Consider the following 21,917-nt stretch of genomic DNA (forward strand, 5'->3'; position numbering starts at 1 on the left):
ACCCTCAGAATTATTTCAAGTATGCACCTTTTGAATGCGGATGACAGCCTCGGCGCCGGACTATTCGAGCCGGGTGACGGTGTGTGACCCCGGGCCAGCGAACCGTGCATCCACATCCGTGCCGATCTTGTGCATCTTTCCAGCCCGCCGCGTCGAACCCGGACGAGACCCCTCATCTCGCTGAGGGGCACCTGCCTTTGGCGTGATAACACGGAGTGATCAATTCCGAAGGAGACGACGCGACATCATGGGTATCTTCAGCCGTCGCCAGACCCCGACCCTCGAGCCGGTACCGGCGGTCGGCCACCACACGCCTTTCTCTGCCACCACCGGTGCCGCACTCGACCCGGCGCTGCGCGCGCTGACCGGGGAGTGGACGATCGACCGCCCGCACAGCCGCATCGGATTCTCCGTGCGGCACGCGATGGTCACGACCGTGCGAGGCGCCTTCGGGGACTACGACAGCACGCTGTACTTCGACGGAGCCCGGCCCTCCGAGTCGCGGGCCGAGATCGTCATCCGGGTGGACAGCGTCGACACGGGCGTGGAACAGCGGGACGCACACCTCGTCGGCGGGGACTTCTTCGACGCGCGCCGCCACCCGGAGATGTCGTTCCGCAGCACCTCCACCGTCCACGAGGGCGGGGAGACCTTCCGTATGGCCGGGGAGCTGACCATCCGCGGCGTCGCCAGGCCCGTGGAGCTGCAGCTGGACTATCTCGGATCGGTCGTGGACCCGTTCGGCTTCGAGAGGGCCGGCTTCGACGGCACCACCACCATCGACCGCACGGACTGGGGCCTCGTCTACAACCAGCGTCTGGAGACGGGCGGCGCCATGGTGAGCGAGAAGGTGCGGCTGCAGTTCGACATCTCCGCGATCCGGGCCACGCCGCTGGAGTGAGGAAGTGCCGCGGGCCCCGCGACGGGAGTGCGGCGGGAGTGCTTGTCCCCGTTGGCCGCGCCGCACTACCTTGGCGCCGTGGATCTCTTCTCGCGCTCCTGGACAGCCTTGCGCACTGCGGTCGCCGAACTCCCCGACGAGGCCTTCGCGCAGCCCTCCGGCTGCGCGGGCTGGCTCGTGCGGGACCTGGTGTGCCACCTGGTGATCGACGCCCAGGACGTACTGATCACCCTCGCGACGCCGGCCGACGCGGAGCCGACCCGCGACGCGCTGACCTACTGGGACGTCACCGCGACGCCGCCGACCGGCGAGGATCCGCTCGACGCGCTGACCGTCCGGCTCGCCGCCGCGTACGAGGAGCCCTGGCTGCTCAAGTTCCACCTCGACGACCTCGGTTCGGCCGCGGGCCGGGCCGCCGGGCTCGCCGACACCGCCGCCCGGGTGAGCACGCGCGACGAGGTTCTCACCACGGGCGACTACCTCACCACGTACGTCATGGAGTGGACGCTGCACCACCTCGACCTGATCGCGCACCTTCCGGGGGTGGCCGGTCCTCCCGTGGAAGGGCTCGCCCGGTGCCGCGAGATGCTGGAGGAGATCGTCGGCGCCGCCTTCCCCGCCTCCTTCTCCGACGCGGACGCACTGCTGGTCGGCACGGGCCGGCGCGGACCGACCGACGCGGAGAAGTCCGCGCTGGGCGGCCTGGCCGCGAAACTCCCGGTCGTGCTCGGCTGATCGTCACCGGGCGGCCGAACGGGAGTCTCTACGACGTCAATTGGATTTCTGCGTCGGGTGCTCGGCGGGTTCGACCGTCAACGCGTCGATTCGCAGGCCGAGTTCCTCCCCCGCGTGCTCCGGAGCCGCCAGGGTGATGGTCACGGGGGTCACCTTTCCAGCGCGTACGGAGAAGGGTCCGACGGCACGGTCAGTCAGGTCCGCCCCCTTCACCAGCCTGGTGTGCTTGCCGACCTGGACCCGGTAGAGCGCCTCAGGCCGTGCCTCTCCGCGGACCGCCACCGAGAGCCTTTCGGTGCGGTCGGCCGTGAGGTAGGCGGTGTGCCGCACCGTGGTCCGGCGGGTGCTGTAGTAGCTGCCGTTGTCGGCGTAGCTGTAGCCGTGCTCGATGTCGTCCGGGTCCAGCACGGTCTCCTTGTCCTGGCCGATGGCGACCGTGCGCTCCGGGATGATCCGGAGTTCGCCGCCGAGTTCGACCTTCACGACGGGGAGCACGTCGTCGTGCGGGCGCTCGGGCAGCTTCACGACGAGGTCGTCGCCGTCCCAGCGCCACGCGAGCCGGTCCTTCGAGCCGTCCTCACGGACATCGCGTACGGAGGTGGCAAGGCCCGGCAGCCGGAGTTCACCGGACGTCGGCCACTGACTCACGTGGAGAAACAGATCGCGGTCGTTGACGGTGACCTCGCCCCACGGCCGGCCGCCGAAGCGGGTGGCAGAAGCACCGAGTACGGCGTCGGGGTGGCGCTTCAACCAGGCGCCCATGCCACGCAGCACGTCGGCCTCGAACTCCACGACCGAACCGTCCCCTCGCGGGCCGATGTTGAGGAGGTAGTTGCCGCCGCGTGCGCGCACTCCGGTGAGGCCGCCGACCAAGTCCTTCACCTTGCCCGGCAGATCCTCACGCTTCTGCCAGCTGCGGTAGCCCCAGGTCTCGTGGTAGATGGACGCGGGAGTCTGCCAGGCGCCGTCGAGCGCCACCGTGGGGATTTCGTTGTCGCCGAGCGTCCGGAAGTCGCCCTTGTTGTTCCACACCCGGCTGTTGACCGCCGCCTTCGGCTGGAGTTCACGGACGATCCCGGTGAATTTCTCGCTCTGGGCCGCGGTGGGCGACGACATGTCGAACCACACCTCGGCGATGTCCCCGTAACCGGTCATCAACTCACGGAGCTGCCCCTCGATGACGGGTTCCATCGAGGCGGGGATCGGATTGTTGTTGTCGCCGTCGAAGTCGTGGCCCTGGTGCCAGTCGACGAGTGAGAAGTAGAAGCCGAACTTCAGTCCCTGGCTTCGGCATTCGTCCGCGAGCGCCTTGAGCGGGTCTTTGCCGTACGGAGTGGCGTCGACGACGTCGTAGTCCGTGGTGCCGGTGTCGAACATGGAGAAACCGTCGTGGTGCTTGCTGGTGATGACCACGTAGCGCATCCCCGCCTGCTTCGCCAGGGAGCAGATCTCCGCCGGGTCGAACCGGTCGGGCCTGAACCGCTCGGCCACTTCGAGGTATTCCTTCTCGGAGATGTCCGCCCACATCTGGATCTGTTCGCTGTAGCCCTTGGTGACCGGTTTCCCCTTCCACACGCCGCCCAGTTCGGAGAACAGGCCCCAGTGGATGAACATCCCGTACTGGAGCCGCTGCCAGGCCGCGAGGTCCTTGTCGTCGCTGGTCTCGATCTCGCCGGGGATGCCTTGCGGGCGGGGGCCGATGGGACGGTCCGCCTGCGTGGTGACCGCTGTGGGAGGGGTGGCCGCGGCGGGAGGGGTGGCCGCTGCCGCTCCGACGTCGGCGACGACAGCGAGCAGGAGCGCGAGCACGACGCCGATCACCTTGCGCATCACGAATCTCCTCTACAACTGCCCCTAGTTGATTCATCCGACGTTAAGAGCCAGTTCGGGCGCTCAACGGGTCAGGAGACAAGCATGGGGACGGGCTGAGGCGCGTACATCGGATGTTAGAGGTGTGACGGCGTGGCGTCACCACCCCCGACGAACCGACTTGCGGAAGATACCGGTTTCTATATCGGGGACCTCAACTACCGCTTACCCCTTGAGCGTTCAACGACGACCGTGCTAGAAACCGCTTACCCTCCACGCGTATCCCTCCCCCCACTCGCAAGGAGCCCCCTCATGCGCAAACGAACCGGCACACTCATGGCCGCCACCTCCCTGGTCCTGCTCACCGCGGCACCCGCCGACGCCTCCGTGATCTGGGACGGGGACGCCTCGGGCGGGACCGGAGTGTTCTCCTCGACCCTGTGCGACTCGCCCGGCAGCGTGTCCGCGCAGGACAACAACGACGGCCGCGGCCAGGTCTTCAAGTTCAACAAGCCGCTCGGCCTCGAGCGTTGCGAGGCACACGGGATCAGCGTCGGCGGTTCGCGGTACACCTTCAGGAACAACTCGACGTACTGGATCGGCTGGGACACCTCCACCAACACCCCGGAGGCGGGCACGATCTTCCAGTGGAAGTCGTACGGCACGAACGACCAACACCAGCAGAACTACCCGGTGTTGATGAAGGTCGAGGGCGGTGCGCTCAAGCTGTTCCACATCGAGCCCGGTGAGAAGTGGACGCTGAAGTGGTCCACGCCCGTCACGACCAGTACGTACAAGCGCATCGTGCTCGGCATCCACACCTCTTCGGATGCTTCCGCCGGGTGGGTGTCGGCCTTCTACAACGGCACCAAGGTCGCCGAGTTCTCCGGCCGCACCTGGGACGACCTCGGCAACGACACCCGCTTCGGATCCTACGGCTCCGAGGTCAAGGACAAGCGCGTCATCAACTGGATCGACGGGCTCAAGGTCGGCACCACGTACGGAGACGTGGACAACTGACGCCGGCCTGGCGGCTCAGGCCCGCCGGACCAGCCGTCCGTCGGTCAGCTCCCACAGCCTGTCCCGATGGCGTTCGCGCAGGGCCCGGTCGTGGGTGACCAGCACGACCGGGCCCGTGAACTGCTCGACTGCCTCCTGCAGTTGCTCGACCAGCGCCAGACTGAGGTGGTTGCTCGGCTCGTCGAGCAGCAGCAGGTGCGGGCGCCGGGAGAACAGCAGGGCGAGGTCGAGGCGTCGCAGCTGGCCCACGGAGAGGCGGTTCACCGGAACATCGAAGTCCGGCGCCCCGAACAGGCCGAACCGGGTCAGCTCCTGCGCGGCGTCGTCGACGTAGGCGGCGCGGTGTGCGGCGAAGGTGGCCAGCACACCGCGCCGCTCCTGGGAGAAGTGGCTCTCCTGCGGCAAGTAGCCCACGCGCAGCCCCGGTTCACGCACCACCGCCCCCGCGTCCGGCGCTCGTAGACCCGCCAGGGCGGTCAGGAGCGTGGACTTGCCCGCGCCGTTCACTCCGGTGATCACATGCAGCGAGCCGGGGGTGAGCTCCAGGTCCACACCACGCACCACATCGCCCACGACCAGGCCCTCGGCCCGGAGCAGCACGCCGTGCGGGGGCTCCCCCTTCTCCGAAGCCTGGAACGGCGGGTGGAAGGCCAGTGGCTCAGGCGGGCGTCGCACTTCCTCGTCCAGGAGCCGCGCCAGTTGCTGCCGGGCCGCGCGGGTGGCACGGGACGCCGCAGCCTGGGCGCCGCCTCCCGCCAGGTTGTAAGACAGCTTGTCGCCGTCCCGCATCGCTCCGAAGGTGCGCCCGGACCTGCCGGCCCGCTCGAGCCGCTGCCGCGCCCGGGCCAGTTCCTGTCGCCAGTCGCGGTACTGCTGCCACCAACGCGCTTGGGCCGCGGCGCGTTCGTCGAGGTAGTCGCGGTAGCCGCCGCCGTAGCGCACGGTGGAGCCGCGGGGGCCGTCCAGGTCGACGATGGCGGTGACCGCGGTGTCGAGCAGGGTCCGGTCGTGGGAGGCGATCAGACACGGGCCCTGGTACGTGGCGAGCCACTGGACGAGCCAGTCCACCGCACGGTCGTCGAGATGGTTCGTCGGCTCGTCGAGGAGCAGCCCCGCGGGTTCGGTGAGGACCAACTCGGCGAGCGCCAGACGGGAACGCTCGCCTCCCGAGAGCGTCTCGGTGGGACGACGCCGGTCCACGCCGCCGAGCCCGAAGACGTCGAGCACCTCGCCGACGCGGGCGTCCAGCTCCCAGCCACCGCGTCGGGCGAACTCGTCCTGGAGCCTGCCGTACTCGTCGAACACTTCGCTCAGGTCGTCCTCGTCCTTGCCCGACGACATCAACTCCTCGGCTTCCCGCATCCGTTCGGCCATGTCGGCGAACTCCGCCGTAGCCCGCGCGATCACGGTCTCGACGGTCGCGCCTTCCGGGAAGCCCGGCTGTTGCGGCAGGAAGCCCACTTGGCCCGCGACGGCCCGTACGACGTGACCCCGCTGCGGCGGGAGGGCCCCGGCGATGGCGCGCAGCAGCGTCGACTTGCCCCGGCCGTTCTCGCCGATGAGGCCCACCCGCTCGCCCCGGGACACCTTCAGCGAGACATCGCGCAGCACCATCCGGTCCCCGAGCACGCAGTGCACGTTCTCGGCGAGGAGGTGCGCAAAGCGATGGTCACCGGACAGAACGTCCTGCGCACCGGGGTGAACCGACTTCGGTTCGGGCATCGTGAGGAGCTCCTGTCCGGGGCGGTCGAGGGTGCCCGTCAGTCGGCCAGCGGTGTTCCGCAGCGGGCGCAGAACCGGGCGTCACGTTCGGTGGCGAGTCGCCCGCAGTCGGGGCAGACGCGACCGAGCAGGCAGACCGGCTCGCCCGCGTCGGTTCCCGCGCCCGGACCGGTGGCGAGGGCAGGGCGGCGGCGGTGGGCGGTCGTGTAGACGAGCCCCTCCTGCCCCGCGTCCACGCAGCGCGTCACGCCCGCGGGAAGCCATGCGAGGGCGCCGGGAGTGAGCTGCCAGGTCGCGTCCGGGGTACGGAGTTCACCGGTGCCGTTCAGCACCGTGAACAGGACCCCGAGTTCGTGCTCCTCATGCTCGCCGATGCTCGCGCCCGGGGCCAGCCGGACGACACCGGCGTCCAGATCCCTCGTGGGGCCGCCGAGCGACCACAGGACGCTGATCTCCCCTCGCCCGGCGGCCGCGGTCTGTTCCGCTCCGACGAACACCGGAGCGGCGGAGGCGGGCGTGCTCATGCGGACTCCAGTCGGCAGCTCTCGTACGGATCGGCTGCGGCGCCGGCGGGATTCGAACCCGCGGGCGGGGAAGGGCAAGGCCCGCCCGGGTCCCGCCAGTCGACGTGCGAGGGGCTTCCCGCACGCCGATCGCAATGGGCCGCTCTGCCACGGCTCCGCAACCTGCGGGACCGCGCGATCCCGCTCCGCCGAGGATAAGGACAGCGCCGGGCTGGGGCGAGTCCATTTCCGCCGCGCGGACCCGGAGGATTCCAGCAGCCGCCTGAGTCAGTCCCCCGCGCGCATCAGGAGATGGCCGCGGCGGAACCGTTCGCCTTCGATCGGTTCGCGCAGCATCCGGCCGATCTCCACGAACCCGGCCTCGCGGGCCAATTCCGCGAGGCCGTCGACCGGCCACCGGTAAGCGGTCGTGACCTTGTGGTCGAACGCGGTGACCGGCTCGCCCTCCGACTCGAAGAAGCCCAGCAGAAGGTGGCCGCCCGGCGCGATCACCCGCCCGAACTCGGCGAAGTACGGGGGAAGTTCCTGCGGCGGGGTGTGGATGACCGAGTACCAGGACACGATGCCGGCCAGCACGCCGTCGGCCAGGTCCAGGGCGTCCATGGAACCGACCTCGAACCTCAGGCCCGGGTGGTTCGCACGGGCGAGGTCGATCATCCCCGGCGACAGGTCGATGCCGAAGACGTCGAGACCGAGGTCCCGCAGGCGCGCCGTCGTCCTCCCGGTGCCGCATCCCAGTTCCGCGACCTGTCCGCCGCGCTCCGCCACGAGTTCGGCGAACGCGGCGATCACCGCGCGGTCCAGCGGGAAGGCGTCGAACGCGGTGCGGGACAACTCGTCGTAGAGGAGGGCGACGGCCCCGTAGGCATCGGCTGTTGTCTTGAGGTAGGAGGAAGTCTCAGTCACAGCCGAGGAATCTAGCGGGTGCCCCTCCCACCGGGAACGACACCCCCTCCCCCGCTGCGCCGCCTCAGGCCTGACGTCGCGGCAGCCGTACGACCTGGACGAAGAAGTCGTCGATCTGGCGTACCGCGGCGATGAACTGGTCCAGGTCGACCGGCTTGGTGACGTAGGCGTTCGCGTGCAGTTTGTAGCTGCGCAGGATGTCCTCCTCCGCTGCCGACGTGGTCAGTACCACCACCGGGATGTCCTGGAGGTCCGGGTCCGACTTGATCTTCTCCAGGACCTGACGCCCGTCGTACTTGGGGAGGTTGAGGTCGAGCAGGATGAGATCGGGACGCGGCACTCCTGTGTGGTCACCGCGCTGGTAGAGGAAGTCGAGGGCTTCCTCGCCGTCCCGGACCACGTGCAGGTTGTTGCGGATCTTGTTGTCCTCGAACGCCTCGCGCGTCATCAGCTCGTCGCCCGGGTCGTCCTCCACGAGGAGCACGTCGACCGGCGCGGCAGAAGGAGTGGTCATGTCAGGGCTTCTTCCTCGGTGCGGAGCGCGGTGTTCTCCGCGGTGTCCAGGTCGGTGTCGGTGTCGGCGTCGGGCTCGGCGTCGGACGGCAGGGTGAAGCACAGGCGAGTGCCGCCGGTATGGCCGCTGTCGATCCAGATGTGGCCGCCGTGGTGCTCGACGATCTTCTTGCACAGGGCCAGGCCGATGCCGGTGCCGCCGTAGGCATCGCGGCCGTGCAGTCGCTGGAAGATCACGAAGACCTTCTCCGCGAACTCCTCGGGGATACCGATGCCGTTGTCGGTGACGCAGAGGTTCCAGTTGCCGGAGCTCTCGTCCTTCTCGCAGGTGATCCGGATCAGCGGGGCACGCTCGGGATGGTGGAACTTGATCGCGTTGCCGACGAGATTCTGCCAGAGCATCGTCAGGAGCGTCGGGTCACCGACGATCTCGGGGAGGGTCTCGGGGCGCTCGATGAGCGCGTCGGTGTCCCGGACGGAGGTGTCCAGGTTGGCGAGCGCCTTGGTGAGGACCTGGTCGAGGTCGACGGGCACCCGGGCGTCGTTGAGGCGCCCGACGCGGGAGAAGGTGAGCAGGTCGTTGATGAGGACCTGCATGCGCTTGGCGCCGTCGACCGCGAAGTCGATGTACTGCTTGGCACGGTCGTCGAGGGTGTCTCCGTACCGCTTCTCCAGTAGCTGGCAGAAGGAGGCGACCTTGCGCAGCGGCTCCTGAAGGTCGTGGGAGGCCACATAGGCGAACTGCTCGAGCTCCGCGTTGGAGCGGCGGAGTTCCACGGCCTGGGCGTCCAGTTCGGCCGCCTGCTGGGTCAGCGCGTCCCGCTGGCGGCGTGAGGCTCCCAGTTCCTCCACGATCTGCAGGCGCATGCCCTCCACGTCCGCCGCCACCGCCCTGAGGTCCGCGGGGCCGTCGATGGTGATGACATGGTCGAAGTCGCCGCGCGCCACTTGGCGGGAGGAGCCGCGCAGCGCCTCGAGGGGCCGGGCCACCAGCGCGCGCACCAGGAACGCGAGGGCCATCCCCGCCAGCAGGAAGACCACCACCATGGCGCCGAGGATGACGGTGCGCATCGTGCGGGAGCTTTCGAGCTCGGCCTTGCCGTCGTCGACGGCCCGGGTCAGGTCGGCGTTCTGCGTGGCCCACACCGTCCGGATCTCGTCGAACACCTCCTTGCCGCGCCCGGCGTTCGTCCCGGCGACGGCTCGTGGCTCCCCGGGCGTGACCTCGGCCACCAGCGGTTCGGCGTACGCACGCCGCCAGTCCGCCGCCTGGCGCTGGACCGCCTTGAGGTCCGCCATCAGCCGGGGCTGGTCCCCGATGAGCTCGCGCAGCTGTGCGGCGGCGCGGGCCTCGTCCCGCTTGCCCTTGACGTAGGGGTCGAGGAACTGGCGGTCGGCCGTGATGGCGTAACCGCGGATGCCGGTCTCCTGGTTCACCAAGGCGGCCTGCAGACGGTAGGTCTGCGTGCGGGCCGGCTCCAGGCGGTCGACCAGCTGGTCGGTCACGTCCGCGGTCGTGCCCAGCAGACGGGCGCCGACCACGGTGCCCGCGACCACCAGGAGCACCATCAGGACAAGGACCAGCTGGAACCAGCCCTGCACGGTCAGCCGCCGGCCGATCCATGCTCTGCTCGTCGTCTCAACCACGGCGTTGTTCTCCGATACTGCTCTTGTAGCGGCCCTCGGTCACGGCTTCCGTCGGCCCCTCGCCGTCCCCGTGCCAGTGCAGGTGCACCACGGCCACGTCGTCGGCGAGGCCGCCCTGCTCCTCGGCCAGGTTCTCCGCCCGCTGGATCAGCGTGTCGACGAACGCCGACGGTGTCAGCGCGCCCAGCTCCCTGGCGAGGTCCAGCAGTCTCTCCTCGCCCAGGCGCTCCCGTCCCTTGCCGATGTGTCCCTCGAAAAGGCCGTCGGTGAACAGCACCAGCGCCGACCCCGCGGGCAGGGTCACTTCCTCGACCGGCCAGAGCGGCACACCGGGCGCGACGCCCAGGGCCGGCCCGCCGGCCACCTCCACCCACTCGACGCCACCGTCCGGGGTGCGCAGCAGCATCCCGGGGTGGCCCGCGCGCGTCAGGCGCGCGTACGGTGCTCCGGCCGGGACGGAGAGGCTGGTCAGCGTGGCGAAGACGTACGGCTTCACCCGCTCGGCCAGCATGATCTCTTCGAGTCGGCCCACCTGTTCGGGGCCGGTGATGCCGCTGAGCACCAGCGTGCGCCAGGCGATGCGGAGCGCGACGCCGAGGGCCGCCTCATCGGGTCCATGTCCGGAGACGTCCCCTATGAGTGCGTGCACGGTGCCGTCCGCGCTCTGGACGATGTCGTAGAAGTCGCCGCCCAGCAGGGCCTGGGCACGTCCGGGCCGGTAGCGGGCCACGACGTCCACGCCCGCACTGTTCAGGAGCGGCCTCGGCAGCAGCCCCCGCTCCAGCCTGGTGTTCTCCTGGGCCTGCATCTGGCCGGCCTGCAGTGCGACGGCCGCCTGCTCGGCCTGCTTGCGCTGGATCGCGTAGCGCACGGCCCTGCCGAACAGGTCCGGTTCGACGCGGCCCTTGACGAGGTAGTCCTGGGCCCCCGCGGCGACGGCGGCGGAGCCGGTCTCCTCCTCGGCGAGGCCCGTGAGCACGACGATCGCGACCTGATCGGCGTGGGAACGGACCATGGACACGGCTTCCAGCCCTTGGGCGTCCGGAAGATGCAGGTCGAGCAGCACACAGTCCGGTACCTCGAAGGCCAGCGCCTCACGTGCCTCGGCCATGGAGCGCACCCACTGCAGACGCATCTTGAGTGCGCTGTCGGCGACGAGTTCCTCGACCAGGAGCGCGTCGCCTGCGTCGTCCTCCACCAGCAGTACCAACGGTTGCGACAACTGCCGGGCGGCCGCGGTGTCGCTCTCGCCGACTGAACGCACGCCGGAAGTCCATGGCTGTGACGCCACCGCTTGCTCCCGCCTTCCTCATCCGGTAAGTCCGCCTGGCCATGCGGCCGTTGCCGACAGTCGACCGCCACGGCGTGTCTGCCGCGGCGACCGTCGAACGGTCTCCGGATCTTCGCACAATGCACACACCGCTCGGTAGCCGGTCGTCCAGGCGACAGGCCGCAGCCGAGCGGAAGACGTGAGCAGGAACACCCACAAGGGGCGCATATCGCACAGGTTTACGAGCGGGTCCGCAGCCTCACCCCATCACACCGTCCCGCCGGTCCCGTCACTGGCCCACCCTGCCGTCGATGCATTCGCGCAACAGGTCGGCCTGCCCGCAGTGCCGGGCGTACTCCTCGATCCTGTGCACCATCAGCTCCCGGATGGCGAAGCCTTCCTTCCCCACGCGCTCACCGAGGTCCGGATATTCGGCCAGTTCGGCGTCCAGCGCCGCCTGCTCGCGGGCCAGGTCGGCGTGGGCGGCGTCGACCAGCGCCTGGTCGCCGACGGCCCCGTTGAAGTCCGCGTCGCGCTCGCCGTACAGCTTCGGCAGGGGCTCGCCGTCCCTGATCCAGTTGCGCCAGTCCCGCTCCACCTCGGCGAGGTGCCGCAGCAGGCCGAGCAGTGACATCGTCGACGGCGGAACGGAACGCCGGGCCAGTTGCTCCGCGTCCAGGCCCTCGCACTTCATCTTCAGGGTCAGGCGGTAGCTCGTGAGGAAGTCCTGCAGCGTCGCCAGCTCACCGTCCGGACTGACCCCGTCGCTGTTGCGGGGGTCGTCGTCGGGGTCCGCCCACATGTCGGGGTAGGTGGTCGCCTGGCTCCATCGTTCGGGTTGGTCGCTCATGCGGGCCATGGTCGTCCGCGATGACCCGGCGCGCTACCGACTTTTCCGGGCTGGATTTCCTGGGTTCCGGATCAGTGCTGGACCTGGATCTCGGCCCAGTGCTGAATCTGAATCCCGGCTCAGTGCTGGATCTGGATGAGGTTGCCGCAGGTGTCGTCGAGGACCGCGGTGGTGACCGGGCCCATCTCCACCGGCTCCTGGGTGAACTTCACCCCGAGCCCTCGCAGGCGGTCGAACTCCGCGGCCACGTCCTCCACGGCGAAGGAGGTCACCGGGATGCCGTCCTCGACGAGCGCGGTCTTGTACGGCTGCACCGCGGGATGACCCGAGGGCTCGAGGAGCAGTTCGGTGCCTTCGGGGTCTTCCGGCGAGACCACGGTCAGCCACCGGTCGTCGCCGACAGGGACGTCGTGCTTCTTCACGAAGCCGAGCACGTCGGTGTAGAAGCGCAGGGCCTTCTCCTGGTCATCTACGAAAACGCTGGTCAGGTGAATCCTCATGGAGTTCGCTCCGGTGCTTGGGGCCTGAGCCATCGGGTCACGATGAGCTCGAGCGGTTCGGTGTTCAGGTCGTGGAACTTGTAGCGCCCCTCGCGTCGCGAGTGGACGAGGCCGGCTGTCTCCAGTACGGCCAGGTGCTGGCTGACGGCCTGGCGGGAGATCCCGAGGCCGTGCTTGTTCAGCAGCCTGGCGCATATCTCGAACAGGGTCTGGCCGTCCCGTTCCACCAGCTCGTCAAGGATGTGCCGACGGGTGGGGTCGGCCAGCGCCTTGAAAACATCCTCCGACATGACTCCCATAATAGGCAAGTGGCGGCTTACCTATCAAGTCGGCCGACGGGCTGGCCGACGGGCAAGGCGACGGACCCGGTCAGCGCCAGTCGGGAGCACCAGAGGCAGGTGACAGGAGAGCCTCGACCTTCGTCCGGATCTCCCGCATGACGGACACGACGCGGTCCTGGTGTTCGTCGGTGAGCCTGGCCACGGGCACCGAGCAGCTGATGGCGTCGACGGCCGGCACGTCGCACCGCAGGGCGAAGCCGAAGCCGGCGATGCCGGTCACCGTCTCCTCGCGGTCGATGGCGTAACCACGCTCGCGGACCCGCCGGAGATCGGCGAGGAGGGCGGCACGGTCGGTGTGCGTGCGCTGCGTGCGCGCGGTCAACGCGCCTTCGGCGAGCGGCAGTTCACTTTCCGGGCGTTCGGCGAGCAGCGCCTTACCCAGGGCTCCGGCATGCGCGGGGACTCGGCGGCCGACCCGGCTGATGGTGCGCGGATACTCGTGCGACTCACGGGTCGCGAGGTACACGACGTGCGGGCCGTCGAGCCGCGCCAGGTGGATCGTCTCGCCCAGGGCGTCCGAGGCCTCGTCCAGATACGGGCGGATGGCGCGCACCCGCGCGTCACCGTCCAGGTAACTCGTACCCGTGAGCAGCGTGCGGATCCCGATGCCGTAGAGGGATCCGGTGGTGTCCGTGCGCACCCAGCCGCAGTCGGTCAGGGTCCGCAGCAGCTGGTACATGCTGCTGCGCGGTACGTCCAACTCCTCGGCGAGCTCGTCCAGTCGGGCGGGCCGGTCGGCGCGCTCGGCGAGCAGTTCGAGGAGCGCGACCGTGCGCAGCGCCGACTTCACGCCGCGGACACCCGCATCCGCTCTGCGGACGCCCGTGCCCGCTCCGCGGCCCGTTCCACTCTCCGGCATCCGCCCATCGTAGATCCGCGGCGCCGAACCCATTGACCCCTGATCGTTCATGACTCTAGCCTCCATTCTCATACGTGGACAGCATCTGCATATAGAGATGAGATTCGTGAACGAGCCCAGCGAGCGCAGCGAGTCCAATGAGCCCAGCGAGTCCGGCACGAACAAGCTCAGTACGACGCCCCGGGACGTCGCCCGGCGACTGCGTGAAGGCATGGCGCGCGGAGTCCTGTCCTTCCCGCTCACGAGCATGCGGAGTGACGGCAGCCTCGACGCGGAGGCCTACCGGGCCTATCTGACCGCCCAGTTGGCGACCGAGCCCGGCGCGGTGTTCCCCGCCTGCGGCACCGGCGAGTTCTTCTCACTCGACGAGGAGGAGTACCGCGCGGTCATCCGGGTCACGGTCGAAGTCGCCGACGGGCGGCTGCCGGTGGTGGCGGGCACCGGATACGGATGGGCCCAGTCACTGCGGTTCGCCCGGATCGCCGAGGAGGAGGGCGCCGACGCCCTGCTGGTGATGCCCCATTACCTGGTCGAGGCCTCGCAGGACGGCCTGGTGGAGCAGCTGCGCCGCATCTCCGCGGGCACCCGGCTGCCCCTCATCGCCTACCAGCGCGGCCAGGTCACCTTCGGCGCCGACGCCCTGCGCCGCATCGCGGACATCCCCACCGTGATCGGCCTCAAGGACGGGCACAGCGACCTGGACCGGCTGCAGCGCCTGACCCTTGCCGCCCCCGACGGCTTCCTCTTCTTCAACGGCGCGGCCACCGCGGAGATCCAGGCCCGCGCCTACGCCACCGTAGGCGTCCCCGCCTACTCCTCCGCCGTCCACGCCTTCGCCCCCGAGATCGCAGACGCCTTCTTCGCCGCGCTGCGGGAGCGGGACGACACGGCGGTGGACCGGCTCCTGAGGGAGTTCTACGTCCCGCTGGTCGAACTGCGCGACCGGGCGCCGGGCTACGCCGTCTCGCTGGTCAAGGCCGCCGCCCGGCTGCGCGGCCTCCCGGTCGGCCCGGTGCGCGCGCCCCTCACCGATCCCGGCCCGGCCGACACCGCCGACCTGGAGAAGGTGCTCGACGCGGGCCTCGATCTGGTGGGGAACTGACATGCCGCTCGTCGTGGTCGGGGTCAGCGTCGTGATCCTGCTGTTCCTCATGACCCGCCTGAAACTGAACGGCTTCGCCGCCCTCCTCCTCGTGGCCGTCGGCGTCGCGCTGGTGCAGGGAATTCCCGTAGCCACGATCCCGGACGTCCTCTCGGAGGGCATCGGCGGCCAGATCGGCGACACGATGCTGGTCATCGGGCTCGGTGCTATGGTCGGGCGCGTCATGGGGGACTCCGGCGCCGCCCAGCGCATCGCCGACAAAATGCTGGACGCGTTCGGACCGCGCTGGGTCCAAGTGGCCATGGTGGTCACGTCGATGCTCATCGGCGTCACCATGTTCTACGAGGTCGCCTTCATCATCATCGTGCCCATCGCGTTCACGCTCGTGCGCGTCACCGGGGCGAAGCTGCTGTGGATCGGCCTTCCGATGTCCATCACGCTCTCCACGATGCACAGCTTCCTGCCGCCGCATCCCGGCCCCACCGCCGTGGCCGCGACGTTCGACGCCTCCGTCGGTCTGACCCTGGTCTACGGCCTGTTCATCGCGATACCCGTCGGAGCGCTGATCGCGCTGGCGTGGCCGCGGCTGCCGTTCGTCAGGGCGATGAACCCGTCCATCCCCAAGGGCCTGGTCAGCGAACGCGAGTTCACCGACGAGGAAATGCCCGGCATGGGCCTGTCGCTGACCGTGGCCCTCTTCCCCGTCGTACTGATCGCCGGTGCCTCGGTCACCGAGATGGCCACCTCCGGAGCGAGCCCGTTCCTGCACGTCGTCACCTTCATCGGCTCCGCGCCGATCGCCCTGCTCCTGACACTCCTCCTGGCGATCTGGGCGTTCGGGCCGCGCATCGGCCGCAGCCTGTCCGACGTCAGCGCTTCCTGTACGTCGGCCGCGCAGGCCATGGCCATGATCCTCCTGGTGATCGGAGCGGGCGGCGCGTTCAAGAACGTCCTCGTCGAAGGCGGCATCTCTGACCACATCAAGGACACCACCGACAGCTGGACCGTCTCGCCGCTCGTCCTTGCCTGGCTCATCGCGGTGATCCTGCGCATCGCGCTCGGCTCCGCGACGGTCGCGGTCGTCACCGCCTCCGGTGTCGTCCTGCCGCTCCTGGCGGGCAGCGGTGTCCATCCCGAGATGCTCGTGCTCGCCGTGTCCTGCGGATCGATCGCCTTCTCGCACGTCAACGACCCCGGATTCTGGCTGTTCAAGGAGTACTTCAACCTCTCGGTCATCGAGGCGATCAAGGTCCGCACCACCTATACGACGGTGCTCGCGATCCTCGGCCTCGGCGGCGTCCTCGCGGTGGAGTGGGCGCTGGACGTCCTCAGCCTCTGACCCGCCCGGCCATCCCTCCGCCCGCCCTCTCACACCTGAGGAATTCCTGATCATGAACAGGCAGCCGACCGTCACCGCGTTCAGCGTCTATCCCGTCGCAGGCCGGGACTGCATGGAGCTCAACCTCTCCGGTGCCCACGGCCCCTACTTCACCCGCAACATCGTGGTCCTCAAGGACTCCGAAGGCCGCACCGGCCTGGGCGAAGTGCCGGGCGGCGAGAGGATCACCCAGACCCTGCGCGACGCCGAGTCCCTCGTCGTCGGCGCCCGCGTCGGTGACTACAAGCGCGTCCTGCGCGAGATCGGCGACCGCTTCGCCGACCGCGACTCCGGCGGCCGTGGCGCCCAGACCTTCGACCTGCGCACCGCCGTACACGCCGTCACCGCCGTCGAGTCCGCGCTGCTCGATCTCCTGGGCCGGCACCTGGAGGTGCCCGTCGCGGCGCTGCTCGGCGACGGACAGCAGCGCGACTCCGTCCGTGTCCTCGGCTACCTCTTCTACGTCGGCGACCCCGACCGCACCGATCTCGACTACGTCCGCGAACCCGACTCCCCCGTCGACTGGCACCGCATCCGCCATGAGCAGGCCCTCACCCCGGAGGCGATCGTCCGGCAGGCCGAAGCCGCCCACGACCGCTACGGCTTCCGGGACTTCAAGCTCAAGGGCGGCGTCCTGGAGGGCGAGCAGGAGGTCGCGGCCGTGCGCGCCCTGAAGGACCGCTTCCCCCGGGCCCGCATCACCCTCGACCCCAACGGCGCCTGGTCCCTGCGCGAGGCGATCGAGCTGTGCGCCCCCCTGACCGACACGCTCGCCTACGCCGAGGACCCCTGCGGCGCCGAGGGCGGCTACTCGGGGCGCGAGGTCCTCGCCGAGTTCCGCCGCGCCACCGGACTGCCGACCGCCACCAACATGGTCGCCACCGATTGGCGGCAACTGACCCACGCCCTGGCCCTCCAGTCGGTCTCCATACCCCTGGCGGACCCGCACTTCTGGACCATGCAGGGTTCCGTACGTGTGGCGCAGCTGTGCAACGCGATGGGGCTCACCTGGGGGTGTCACTCCAACAACCACTTCGACATCTCCCTGGCCATGGTCACCCACTGCGGAGCGGCTGCCCCCGGCGACTACAACGCCCTGGACACCCACTGGATCTGGCAGGAGGGCCTGGAGCGCCTCACCACCGCCCCGCCCCGCATCGTCGGCGGGGAGATCGCCGTACCCGACGCCCCTGGCCTCGGTGTCGAGCTGGACATGGACCGTCTCCTGGCGGCCCACGACCTCTACCGGCACAAGGCCCTGGGCGCACGCGACGACGCCACCGGCATGCGCTACCTCATCCCGGACTGGCAGTTCGACGACAAGCGCCCCTGCATGGTGCGTTGACGGATCGGTTCAGCGCTTCGCGATGAGTGCCTCGACCCCGTCCAGGAACCGCTGGAGTCCGAACTCGAAGAGCTCGCCGAGCTCGAGATCGAACTCGTCGTCGCCGAACAGCGTGGAGAGGACCGGATAGCCCCCGGAGGTCTGGATCGCCTCCATCCGGGCTTCGTTGGACGCCATCCACTCCTCCGGGGTCATGCCGGTGTCCTGCCGCGCGTGGGACTCCAGCTCGATGGCCAGGGTGACCCCTTGGGCGTACCCGAGGAGCGCGAGGTGGACGTGGATCATCTGGTACGGCGTGAGCCCGACCCCGCTCAGGGCGGCAAGGACCCGCTCCGTGTACCGCATGGCGTGGGGCGATGCCATCGGCCGGGTGAGTCCGGCCATGGCGCGCCCCAGCCAGGGGTGACGTTCATACAGGCCCCACAACCACCGTGCCTCCTGCGTCAGTTGCGCACGCCAGCCGCGCGGCCGAGGTCCCGGCGGTTCCTCGCTGAACACCGCCTCCGACATCAGCCGTACGAGTTCGCCCTTGCTCGGGACATGCCGGTACAGGGCCATGGTGGAGACCCCGAACTCGGCCGCGACGCGACGCATGGAGAGCGCGCCGAGCCCCTCCGAGTCGGCGAACACGATCGCGCTGCGGATGATGCGCTCGCGGGTCAGGCCCTGACCGGAGGCCACACGGCTCTCCCGCACCGGCTCCGCCACCACCGTGCCGACACCGGGCACGGCACGCACCAGCCCCTCCTGGTTCAACGCGGCGAGCGCCTTCGTGGCCGTCGCCATCGCCACACCCCATTCCTGGGTGATGCGCCGGGTGGAGGGCACACGGTCACCCGGGGCGAGATCGCCGGAGTCGATCCGTTGCCGGATGTCGCGCGCGATACGGAGATAGGGCGGATCGGTGGCCATGAGCGCACTGTACTAGTGCACTATCTCTCCGATCCCCCAGTGCACAGGCACTTATTGGGGAAGCGCACTAGGTCATCGTTTGCGGCGTACGCGCCGACCCGATTCCGTGTCGGACATGGAGAACACACCCAACCCCCGTGCGGGCCGCAGGGAATGGACCGCCCTCGGCGTCCTGATGCTGCCCCTGCTGCTTGTCTCGATGGACGTCTCGGTCCTCTACTTCGCGATCCCCTACATCAGCCAGGACCTGGAGCCCACCGCCACCCAGCAGCTGTGGATCCTCGACATGTACGGCTTCGTCCTCGCCGGCCTGCTCATCACCATGGGCGCACTCGGCGACCGGATCGGGCGGCGCACCCTGGTGCTCGTCGGCGCCAGCGTTTTCGGTGCGGCCTCGATCGCCGCCGCGTACGCACACTCGGCCGAACTGCTCATCGCCGTACGGGCGTTGCTGGGGCTCGGCGGTGCCGCCCTGATGCCGTCGACGCTCGCCCTGATCCGCAATCTCTTCCGCGACGAGAAGCAGCGGGGCAAGGCGGTGACCGTGTGGACGGCCGTCATGGCCGCCGGTATCTCGCTCGGCCCGGTGGTCAGCGGACTGCTCCTTGAACACTTCTGGTGGGGTTCGGTCTTCCTGATCAATCTGCCCGCGATGGTGCTACTGCTCGCCCTGGTGCCGTTCCTGGTGCCGGAGTTCAAGACGCCGCAACAGGGCCGCTTCGACCTGCTCAGCGCGGCGCTGTCACTCGCCGCCCTGCTCCCGGTCATCTACGGCATCAAGGAACTGGCCCAGCACGGCTACGAGCCGCTGCCGGCCCTCGGCGTCACATCGGGACTGGCGCTCGGCTGCGCGTTCGTCCGCAGGCAGCGGCGGGTGGCGAACCCGATGATCGACCTGGGACTGCTGGGCCGGCGCGCCTTCGGCGGCCCGATGGTCGCCAATCTCCTCGCCATGTTCGCGACGGTGGGCATGGCCGTCTTCCTCACGCAGTATCTGCAGTCCGTCCTCGGCATGGGCCCGTTCGAGGCAGCGCTGTGGAGCATGCTGCCGGCCGCGGGCATGACCGTCACGGCTCCAACAGCGGCGGCGTTCGCGCAGCGAGTCGACCGGGCGTACGTCATGGGTGGCGGCTTCCTCCTCGCCGCCTGCGGTTTCCTCTGGCTGACCCAGGTGCACACCGACACGGCGCTCTGGGTCCCGCTGACCGCCGCATCGCTCTACGCGGGCGGCCTGGTCGCCGCCATGACGCTGGCCAACGAACTCGCCCTCGGCGCCGCCCCGCCGGAGCGCGCGGGCTCGGCCGCGGCCGTCCTCGAGTCCGGCCAGGAGCTGGGCGGCGCGCTCGGCATGGCGATCCTCGGCTCCATCGGTTCGGCGGTCTACAGCCGTGACATGGCCGACGCCCTGCCGGCCGGGGTTCCACAGGCCGACGCGGTACGCGAGACGCTGGGCGGGGCGACGACCGTGGCCGCGCACCTCCCGGCCGCAACGGCGGAGAGCGTCCTGACGGCGGCGCGCGACGCCTTCACGCACGGGATGGGCTTCGCCGCGCTCGGTGCGGCCACCGTCATGGCCGCGGCAGGCGTCTTCTCCCTCGTCCTGCTACGAGGCGCGGGCACGACCGAGTCGCCGAGCGAGCCCCCGACGGACGGGGCGGGGCCAGGAACCAGCGTCGATCAGCCACCTCGCCACGTGGGCGCAAGTAGGGCGTGAGCAGGGCATGAAACCCGTGATCACTGTGTTGGGCCTGGTCAGCACGGTGATCACCGGCCCTGGCCGCGGGCCGCGGCACCGGGCTTCGTAAGATCGTGGGTGAGTACGCGGACGCCCCGACCCTCGGCCGCCGATGCTGCCCGCGCCCCCTGCCGACCGCATGGGCGGCCGTGGCGACTCCTGCCCTCTGTCACCCGCCGTCCGGGTGTCCCGCCGGCTGAAGTCCGGAACGTCCTTCTCTTGAGCACCGACGAAAATCATTGAGGCGCCGCCCGCGCCTGCCCACCCGCGCGCGCTTCCACCTGTCCGCCCCCGCATCCTGCCCCGCCTGGCGGGCCGCGCCCCCGCCCCGCCGCCGACCGGTGCCACCCTGCACAACATCAGCGCCGTCACGGCCGTGCTGCTGGCCCTGGTCGCGGTCGGTTCCGTCGTCCACGAGCCGGTCCTGATACCCCCGCTCGCGGCATCCGCGGCGATCGTGCACAGCGTCCCCCGGCTGCCGCTGGCCCAGCCGCGCAGCGTGATCGCGGGCCATCTGCTGTGCGCCGGTGTCGGGTACGCGGTGCTCGCCGCCCTTGGCAGCGCACCGTGGGCCGCGGCGCTGGCAGCGGGCATCGGCCTCGCCGTGATGACCGTGGCGCGCACCCCGCACTCCCCTGCGTGCGCCACGGCCGTCGTCATCGTCCTGCACCATCCCCGGCCCGCGACCTTCGTGCCCCTGCTCGCAGGGGCGGTCGTCGTCGTGGTCCTCGCGGGGTGGGCCGCCTCGTGTGCACGTCCCAGCGCGCCGCGCTACCCCGCGTACTGGTGGTGATCGCTTGTGCGACGGCGCCGGACCGTGTGAAGTTCTGGGCGTGACGAGCCTGCACACGCAGGGACACGAGAAGGGATACGCGATGACTGCGGCAAAGACGGTGACATTCCCCTCCGGCGCGAGTGTGCCCGCCCTGGGTCAGGGCACCTGGCGCATGGGCGACGATCCCGCGCGCCGCACCGAGGAGTTCGCCGCCCTGCGCCGGGGCATCGACCTGGGCATGACGCTCATCGACACGGCCGAGATGTACGGGAGCGGCGCGTCGGAGGAGCTGGTCGGTGAGGCGATTCGCGGGCGTCGCGACGACGTGTTCCTGGTGAGCAAGGTGCTGCCGTCGAACGCCGACGCCCGCGGCACCGTCGACGCCTGCCACGCGAGCCTGCGCCGTCTTGGCACCGACCGGATCGACCTGTACCTGTTGCACTGGCGAGGTGGCGTGCCGCTCTCCGAGACCGTCGAGGCGCTCGAAGGCCTGGTGAGCCGCGGCAGCATCGGTGCCTGGGGCGTGAGCAACCTCGATGTCGACGACCTGGCGGAACTCCCCGACGGGGCCCGCCCGCAGACGGACCAGGTGCTCTACAACCTCACCCGCCGCGGCCCCGAGTACGACCTCTTCCCCTGGTGCCGCGAACGCTCGGTGCCTCTGATGGCCTACTCCCCGCTGGAGCAGGGCCGGCTCCTCGGCGATGAGGCCCTGGAGTCCGTGGCGTCGGCGCACGGGTGCACTCCGCTTCAGGTGGCGCTCGCCTGGGTGCTGCGGCACGACGACGTCATCGCCATCCCGAAGGCGTCCACCGCGGCGCATGTGGAGGAGAACCACGGCGCCCTCGACGTCGCCCTGACCGACGAGGACCTCAAGACGCTGGACGCCGCGTTCCCGGCGCCCGTGCGCAAGGAGCCGCTGGAGATCCTCTAGATCTGCTGCGGAGGTGTGCGCTCCGGATGTGCGGGCACCCGTCAGGTCCCTGAGCATGCTGCTCCGCGTATGTCGCTCTAGGGTGAAACGCGGGGCCCGCTACGTCCGGAGCCACTGCAGCAGCCCCAGCCGCGCGCGT

The 21,917-nt window shown here is 69.8% G+C and carries 21 protein-coding genes and 1 tRNA gene; 9 read left to right on the forward strand and 13 right to left on the reverse strand.

Translation table 11 applies throughout. The features are described 5' to 3' along the window. The first annotated feature begins 247 nt into the window (after positions 1-247). Together ACIBCK_RS33945 and ACIBCK_RS33950 are read left to right on the forward strand one after the other, a co-directional pair. A complete protein-coding gene (locus tag ACIBCK_RS33945; RefSeq protein WP_399396509.1) occupies positions 248-901 on the forward strand; it encodes a YceI family protein in 654 nt (217 codons plus the stop codon). Between the two features lie 78 nt (positions 902-979). Further along, the gene (locus ACIBCK_RS33950; RefSeq protein ID WP_399396510.1) at positions 980-1,636 is read left to right on the forward strand and encodes a maleylpyruvate isomerase N-terminal domain-containing protein; all 657 of its coding nucleotides are present in this window, start codon (positions 980-982) and stop codon (positions 1,634-1,636) included. A gap of 36 nt (positions 1,637-1,672) precedes the next feature. On the opposite strand, the gene ACIBCK_RS33955 is transcribed toward ACIBCK_RS33950, so the two are convergent. After that, positions 1,673-3,466, reverse strand: coding sequence for an alpha-L-fucosidase (locus ACIBCK_RS33955; RefSeq protein WP_399396512.1), 1,794 nt, complete (start codon positions 3,464-3,466; stop codon positions 1,673-1,675). Between the two features lie 291 nt (positions 3,467-3,757). Here ACIBCK_RS33955 and ACIBCK_RS33960 point away from each other — a divergent pair, with 291 nt between their 5' ends. Further along, positions 3,758-4,465, forward strand: coding sequence for a hypothetical protein (locus tag ACIBCK_RS33960; protein ID WP_399396514.1), 708 nt, complete (start codon positions 3,758-3,760; stop codon positions 4,463-4,465). Between the two features lie 15 nt (positions 4,466-4,480). Here ACIBCK_RS33960 and ACIBCK_RS33965 read toward each other — a convergent pair whose 3' ends face one another. The 11 genes from ACIBCK_RS33965 to ACIBCK_RS34015 form a co-directional block, all read right to left on the reverse strand. Then, positions 4,481-6,187, reverse strand: coding sequence for an ABC-F family ATP-binding cassette domain-containing protein (locus ACIBCK_RS33965; protein WP_399396516.1), 1,707 nt, complete (start codon positions 6,185-6,187; stop codon positions 4,481-4,483). A gap of 38 nt (positions 6,188-6,225) precedes the next feature. Further along, entirely contained in the window at positions 6,226-6,711 is a 486-nt protein-coding gene (locus tag ACIBCK_RS33970; protein WP_399396518.1) for a cupin domain-containing protein, read from the reverse strand. A 37-nt stretch (positions 6,712-6,748) separates the two neighbouring features. Beyond that, positions 6,749-6,868: transfer RNA gene (locus ACIBCK_RS33975), tRNA-Ala, on the reverse strand. Between the two features lie 110 nt (positions 6,869-6,978). Beyond that, positions 6,979-7,617 carry a class I SAM-dependent DNA methyltransferase gene (locus ACIBCK_RS33980; RefSeq protein ID WP_399396520.1) on the reverse strand — a complete coding sequence of 213 codons (639 nt, stop codon included), beginning with the start codon at positions 7,615-7,617 and terminating at the stop codon, positions 6,979-6,981. 64 nt (positions 7,618-7,681) lie between these two features. Next, positions 7,682-8,131: a response regulator gene (locus ACIBCK_RS33985; protein WP_399396522.1), complete on the reverse strand. Its 450-nt coding sequence runs from the start codon at positions 8,129-8,131 to the stop codon at positions 7,682-7,684. Further along, positions 8,128-9,699: a CHASE3 domain-containing protein gene (locus ACIBCK_RS33990; protein ID WP_399396690.1), complete on the reverse strand. Its 1,572-nt coding sequence runs from the start codon at positions 9,697-9,699 to the stop codon at positions 8,128-8,130. The genes ACIBCK_RS33985 and ACIBCK_RS33990 overlap by 4 nt, the downstream gene beginning before the upstream one ends. A 70-nt stretch (positions 9,700-9,769) precedes the next feature. Beyond that, positions 9,770-11,041 (reverse strand): PP2C family protein-serine/threonine phosphatase, encoded by a 1,272-nt coding sequence (locus ACIBCK_RS33995; RefSeq protein WP_399396524.1) that lies wholly within the window; start codon positions 11,039-11,041, stop codon positions 9,770-9,772. A gap of 295 nt (positions 11,042-11,336) precedes the next feature. Continuing rightward, positions 11,337-11,906, reverse strand: a complete 570-nt coding sequence (locus ACIBCK_RS34000) for a DinB family protein (RefSeq protein WP_399396525.1) — start codon at positions 11,904-11,906, stop codon at positions 11,337-11,339. A gap of 110 nt (positions 11,907-12,016) precedes the next feature. Further along, complete coding sequence (locus ACIBCK_RS34005) at positions 12,017-12,397, reverse strand: VOC family protein (protein WP_160509478.1); 381 nt, start codon at positions 12,395-12,397, stop codon at positions 12,017-12,019. Beyond that, the gene (locus ACIBCK_RS34010) at positions 12,394-12,687 is read right to left on the reverse strand and encodes an ArsR/SmtB family transcription factor (protein WP_399396526.1); all 294 of its coding nucleotides are present in this window, start codon (positions 12,685-12,687) and stop codon (positions 12,394-12,396) included. The genes ACIBCK_RS34005 and ACIBCK_RS34010 overlap by 4 nt, the downstream gene beginning before the upstream one ends. A 79-nt stretch (positions 12,688-12,766) precedes the next feature. After that, complete coding sequence (locus ACIBCK_RS34015; protein WP_399396528.1) at positions 12,767-13,597, reverse strand: IclR family transcriptional regulator; 831 nt, start codon at positions 13,595-13,597, stop codon at positions 12,767-12,769. A gap of 199 nt (positions 13,598-13,796) precedes the next feature. Between ACIBCK_RS34015 and ACIBCK_RS34020 the strand changes: the two genes are divergently transcribed. From ACIBCK_RS34020 to ACIBCK_RS34030, 3 genes are read left to right on the forward strand one after another with little or no spacing between them, the layout of a single operon-like run. After that, complete coding sequence (locus ACIBCK_RS34020) at positions 13,797-14,699, forward strand: 5-dehydro-4-deoxyglucarate dehydratase (protein ID WP_399396691.1); 903 nt, start codon at positions 13,797-13,799, stop codon at positions 14,697-14,699. 1 nt (position 14,700) lies between these two features. Continuing rightward, positions 14,701-16,038, forward strand: a complete 1,338-nt coding sequence (locus tag ACIBCK_RS34025; protein ID WP_399396529.1) for a gluconate:H+ symporter — start codon at positions 14,701-14,703, stop codon at positions 16,036-16,038. A gap of 52 nt (positions 16,039-16,090) precedes the next feature. Beyond that, positions 16,091-17,422 carry an enolase C-terminal domain-like protein gene (locus ACIBCK_RS34030; protein WP_399396530.1) on the forward strand — a complete coding sequence of 444 codons (1,332 nt, stop codon included), beginning with the start codon at positions 16,091-16,093 and terminating at the stop codon, positions 17,420-17,422. 9 nt (positions 17,423-17,431) lie between these two features. Here ACIBCK_RS34030 and ACIBCK_RS34035 read toward each other — a convergent pair whose 3' ends face one another. Beyond that, positions 17,432-18,334: a TetR/AcrR family transcriptional regulator C-terminal domain-containing protein gene (locus ACIBCK_RS34035; RefSeq protein ID WP_399396532.1), complete on the reverse strand. Its 903-nt coding sequence runs from the start codon at positions 18,332-18,334 to the stop codon at positions 17,432-17,434. Between the two features lie 115 nt (positions 18,335-18,449). On the opposite strand from ACIBCK_RS34035, the gene ACIBCK_RS34040 reads away from it, so the two are divergent. The 3 genes from ACIBCK_RS34040 (at position 18,450) to ACIBCK_RS34050 (ending at position 21,778) form a co-directional block, all read left to right on the forward strand. Further along, positions 18,450-20,048, forward strand: coding sequence for an MFS transporter (locus ACIBCK_RS34040; protein ID WP_399396534.1), 1,599 nt, complete (start codon positions 18,450-18,452; stop codon positions 20,046-20,048). 397 nt (positions 20,049-20,445) lie between these two features. Further along, positions 20,446-20,862 carry an HPP family protein gene (locus ACIBCK_RS34045; RefSeq protein WP_399396536.1) on the forward strand — a complete coding sequence of 139 codons (417 nt, stop codon included), beginning with the start codon at positions 20,446-20,448 and terminating at the stop codon, positions 20,860-20,862. An 82-nt stretch (positions 20,863-20,944) separates the two neighbouring features. After that, positions 20,945-21,778: an aldo/keto reductase gene (locus ACIBCK_RS34050; protein WP_399396538.1), complete on the forward strand. Its 834-nt coding sequence runs from the start codon at positions 20,945-20,947 to the stop codon at positions 21,776-21,778. Positions 21,779-21,917 lie beyond the last annotated feature (139 nt).

Origin of the sequence: Streptomyces sp. NPDC051218, assembly GCF_044455475.1 — a bacterium.
Taxonomy (GTDB): domain Bacteria; phylum Actinomycetota; class Actinomycetes; order Streptomycetales; family Streptomycetaceae; genus Streptomyces.

What these genes read in the sequence shown, in the direction of transcription:
- ACIBCK_RS33970 (WP_399396518.1), bottom strand. Translation starts at nt 6,711, where the DNA reads ATGAGCACGCCCGCCTCCGCCGCTCCGGTGTTCGTCGGAGCGGAACAG.
- ACIBCK_RS34035 (WP_399396532.1), bottom strand. Translation starts at nt 18,334, where the DNA reads ATGGCCACCGATCCGCCCTATCTCCGTATCGCGCGCGACATCCGGCAA.
- ACIBCK_RS33955 (WP_399396512.1), bottom strand. Translation starts at nt 3,466, where the DNA reads ATGCGCAAGGTGATCGGCGTCGTGCTCGCGCTCCTGCTCGCTGTCGTC.
- ACIBCK_RS33960 (WP_399396514.1), top strand. Translation starts at nt 3,758, where the DNA reads ATGCGCAAACGAACCGGCACACTCATGGCCGCCACCTCCCTGGTCCTG.
- ACIBCK_RS34005 (WP_160509478.1), bottom strand. Translation starts at nt 12,397, where the DNA reads ATGAGGATTCACCTGACCAGCGTTTTCGTAGATGACCAGGAGAAGGCC.
- ACIBCK_RS33945 (WP_399396509.1), top strand. Translation starts at nt 248, where the DNA reads ATGGGTATCTTCAGCCGTCGCCAGACCCCGACCCTCGAGCCGGTACCG.
- ACIBCK_RS33990 (WP_399396690.1), bottom strand. Translation starts at nt 9,699, where the DNA reads ATGGTGCTCCTGGTGGTCGCGGGCACCGTGGTCGGCGCCCGTCTGCTG.
- ACIBCK_RS33985 (WP_399396522.1), bottom strand. Translation starts at nt 8,131, where the DNA reads ATGACCACTCCTTCTGCCGCGCCGGTCGACGTGCTCCTCGTGGAGGAC.
- ACIBCK_RS33965 (WP_399396516.1), bottom strand. Translation starts at nt 6,187, where the DNA reads ATGCCCGAACCGAAGTCGGTTCACCCCGGTGCGCAGGACGTTCTGTCC.
- ACIBCK_RS34050 (WP_399396538.1), top strand. Translation starts at nt 20,945, where the DNA reads ATGACTGCGGCAAAGACGGTGACATTCCCCTCCGGCGCGAGTGTGCCC.
- ACIBCK_RS34040 (WP_399396534.1), top strand. Translation starts at nt 18,450, where the DNA reads ATGGAGAACACACCCAACCCCCGTGCGGGCCGCAGGGAATGGACCGCC.
- ACIBCK_RS34015 (WP_399396528.1), bottom strand. Translation starts at nt 13,597, where the DNA reads ATGCCGGAGAGTGGAACGGGCCGCGGAGCGGGCACGGGCGTCCGCAGA.
- ACIBCK_RS34010 (WP_399396526.1), bottom strand. Translation starts at nt 12,687, where the DNA reads ATGTCGGAGGATGTTTTCAAGGCGCTGGCCGACCCCACCCGTCGGCAC.
- ACIBCK_RS34030 (WP_399396530.1), top strand. Translation starts at nt 16,091, where the DNA reads ATGAACAGGCAGCCGACCGTCACCGCGTTCAGCGTCTATCCCGTCGCA.
- ACIBCK_RS34025 (WP_399396529.1), top strand. Translation starts at nt 14,701, where the DNA reads ATGCCGCTCGTCGTGGTCGGGGTCAGCGTCGTGATCCTGCTGTTCCTC.
- ACIBCK_RS34000 (WP_399396525.1), bottom strand. Translation starts at nt 11,906, where the DNA reads ATGGCCCGCATGAGCGACCAACCCGAACGATGGAGCCAGGCGACCACC.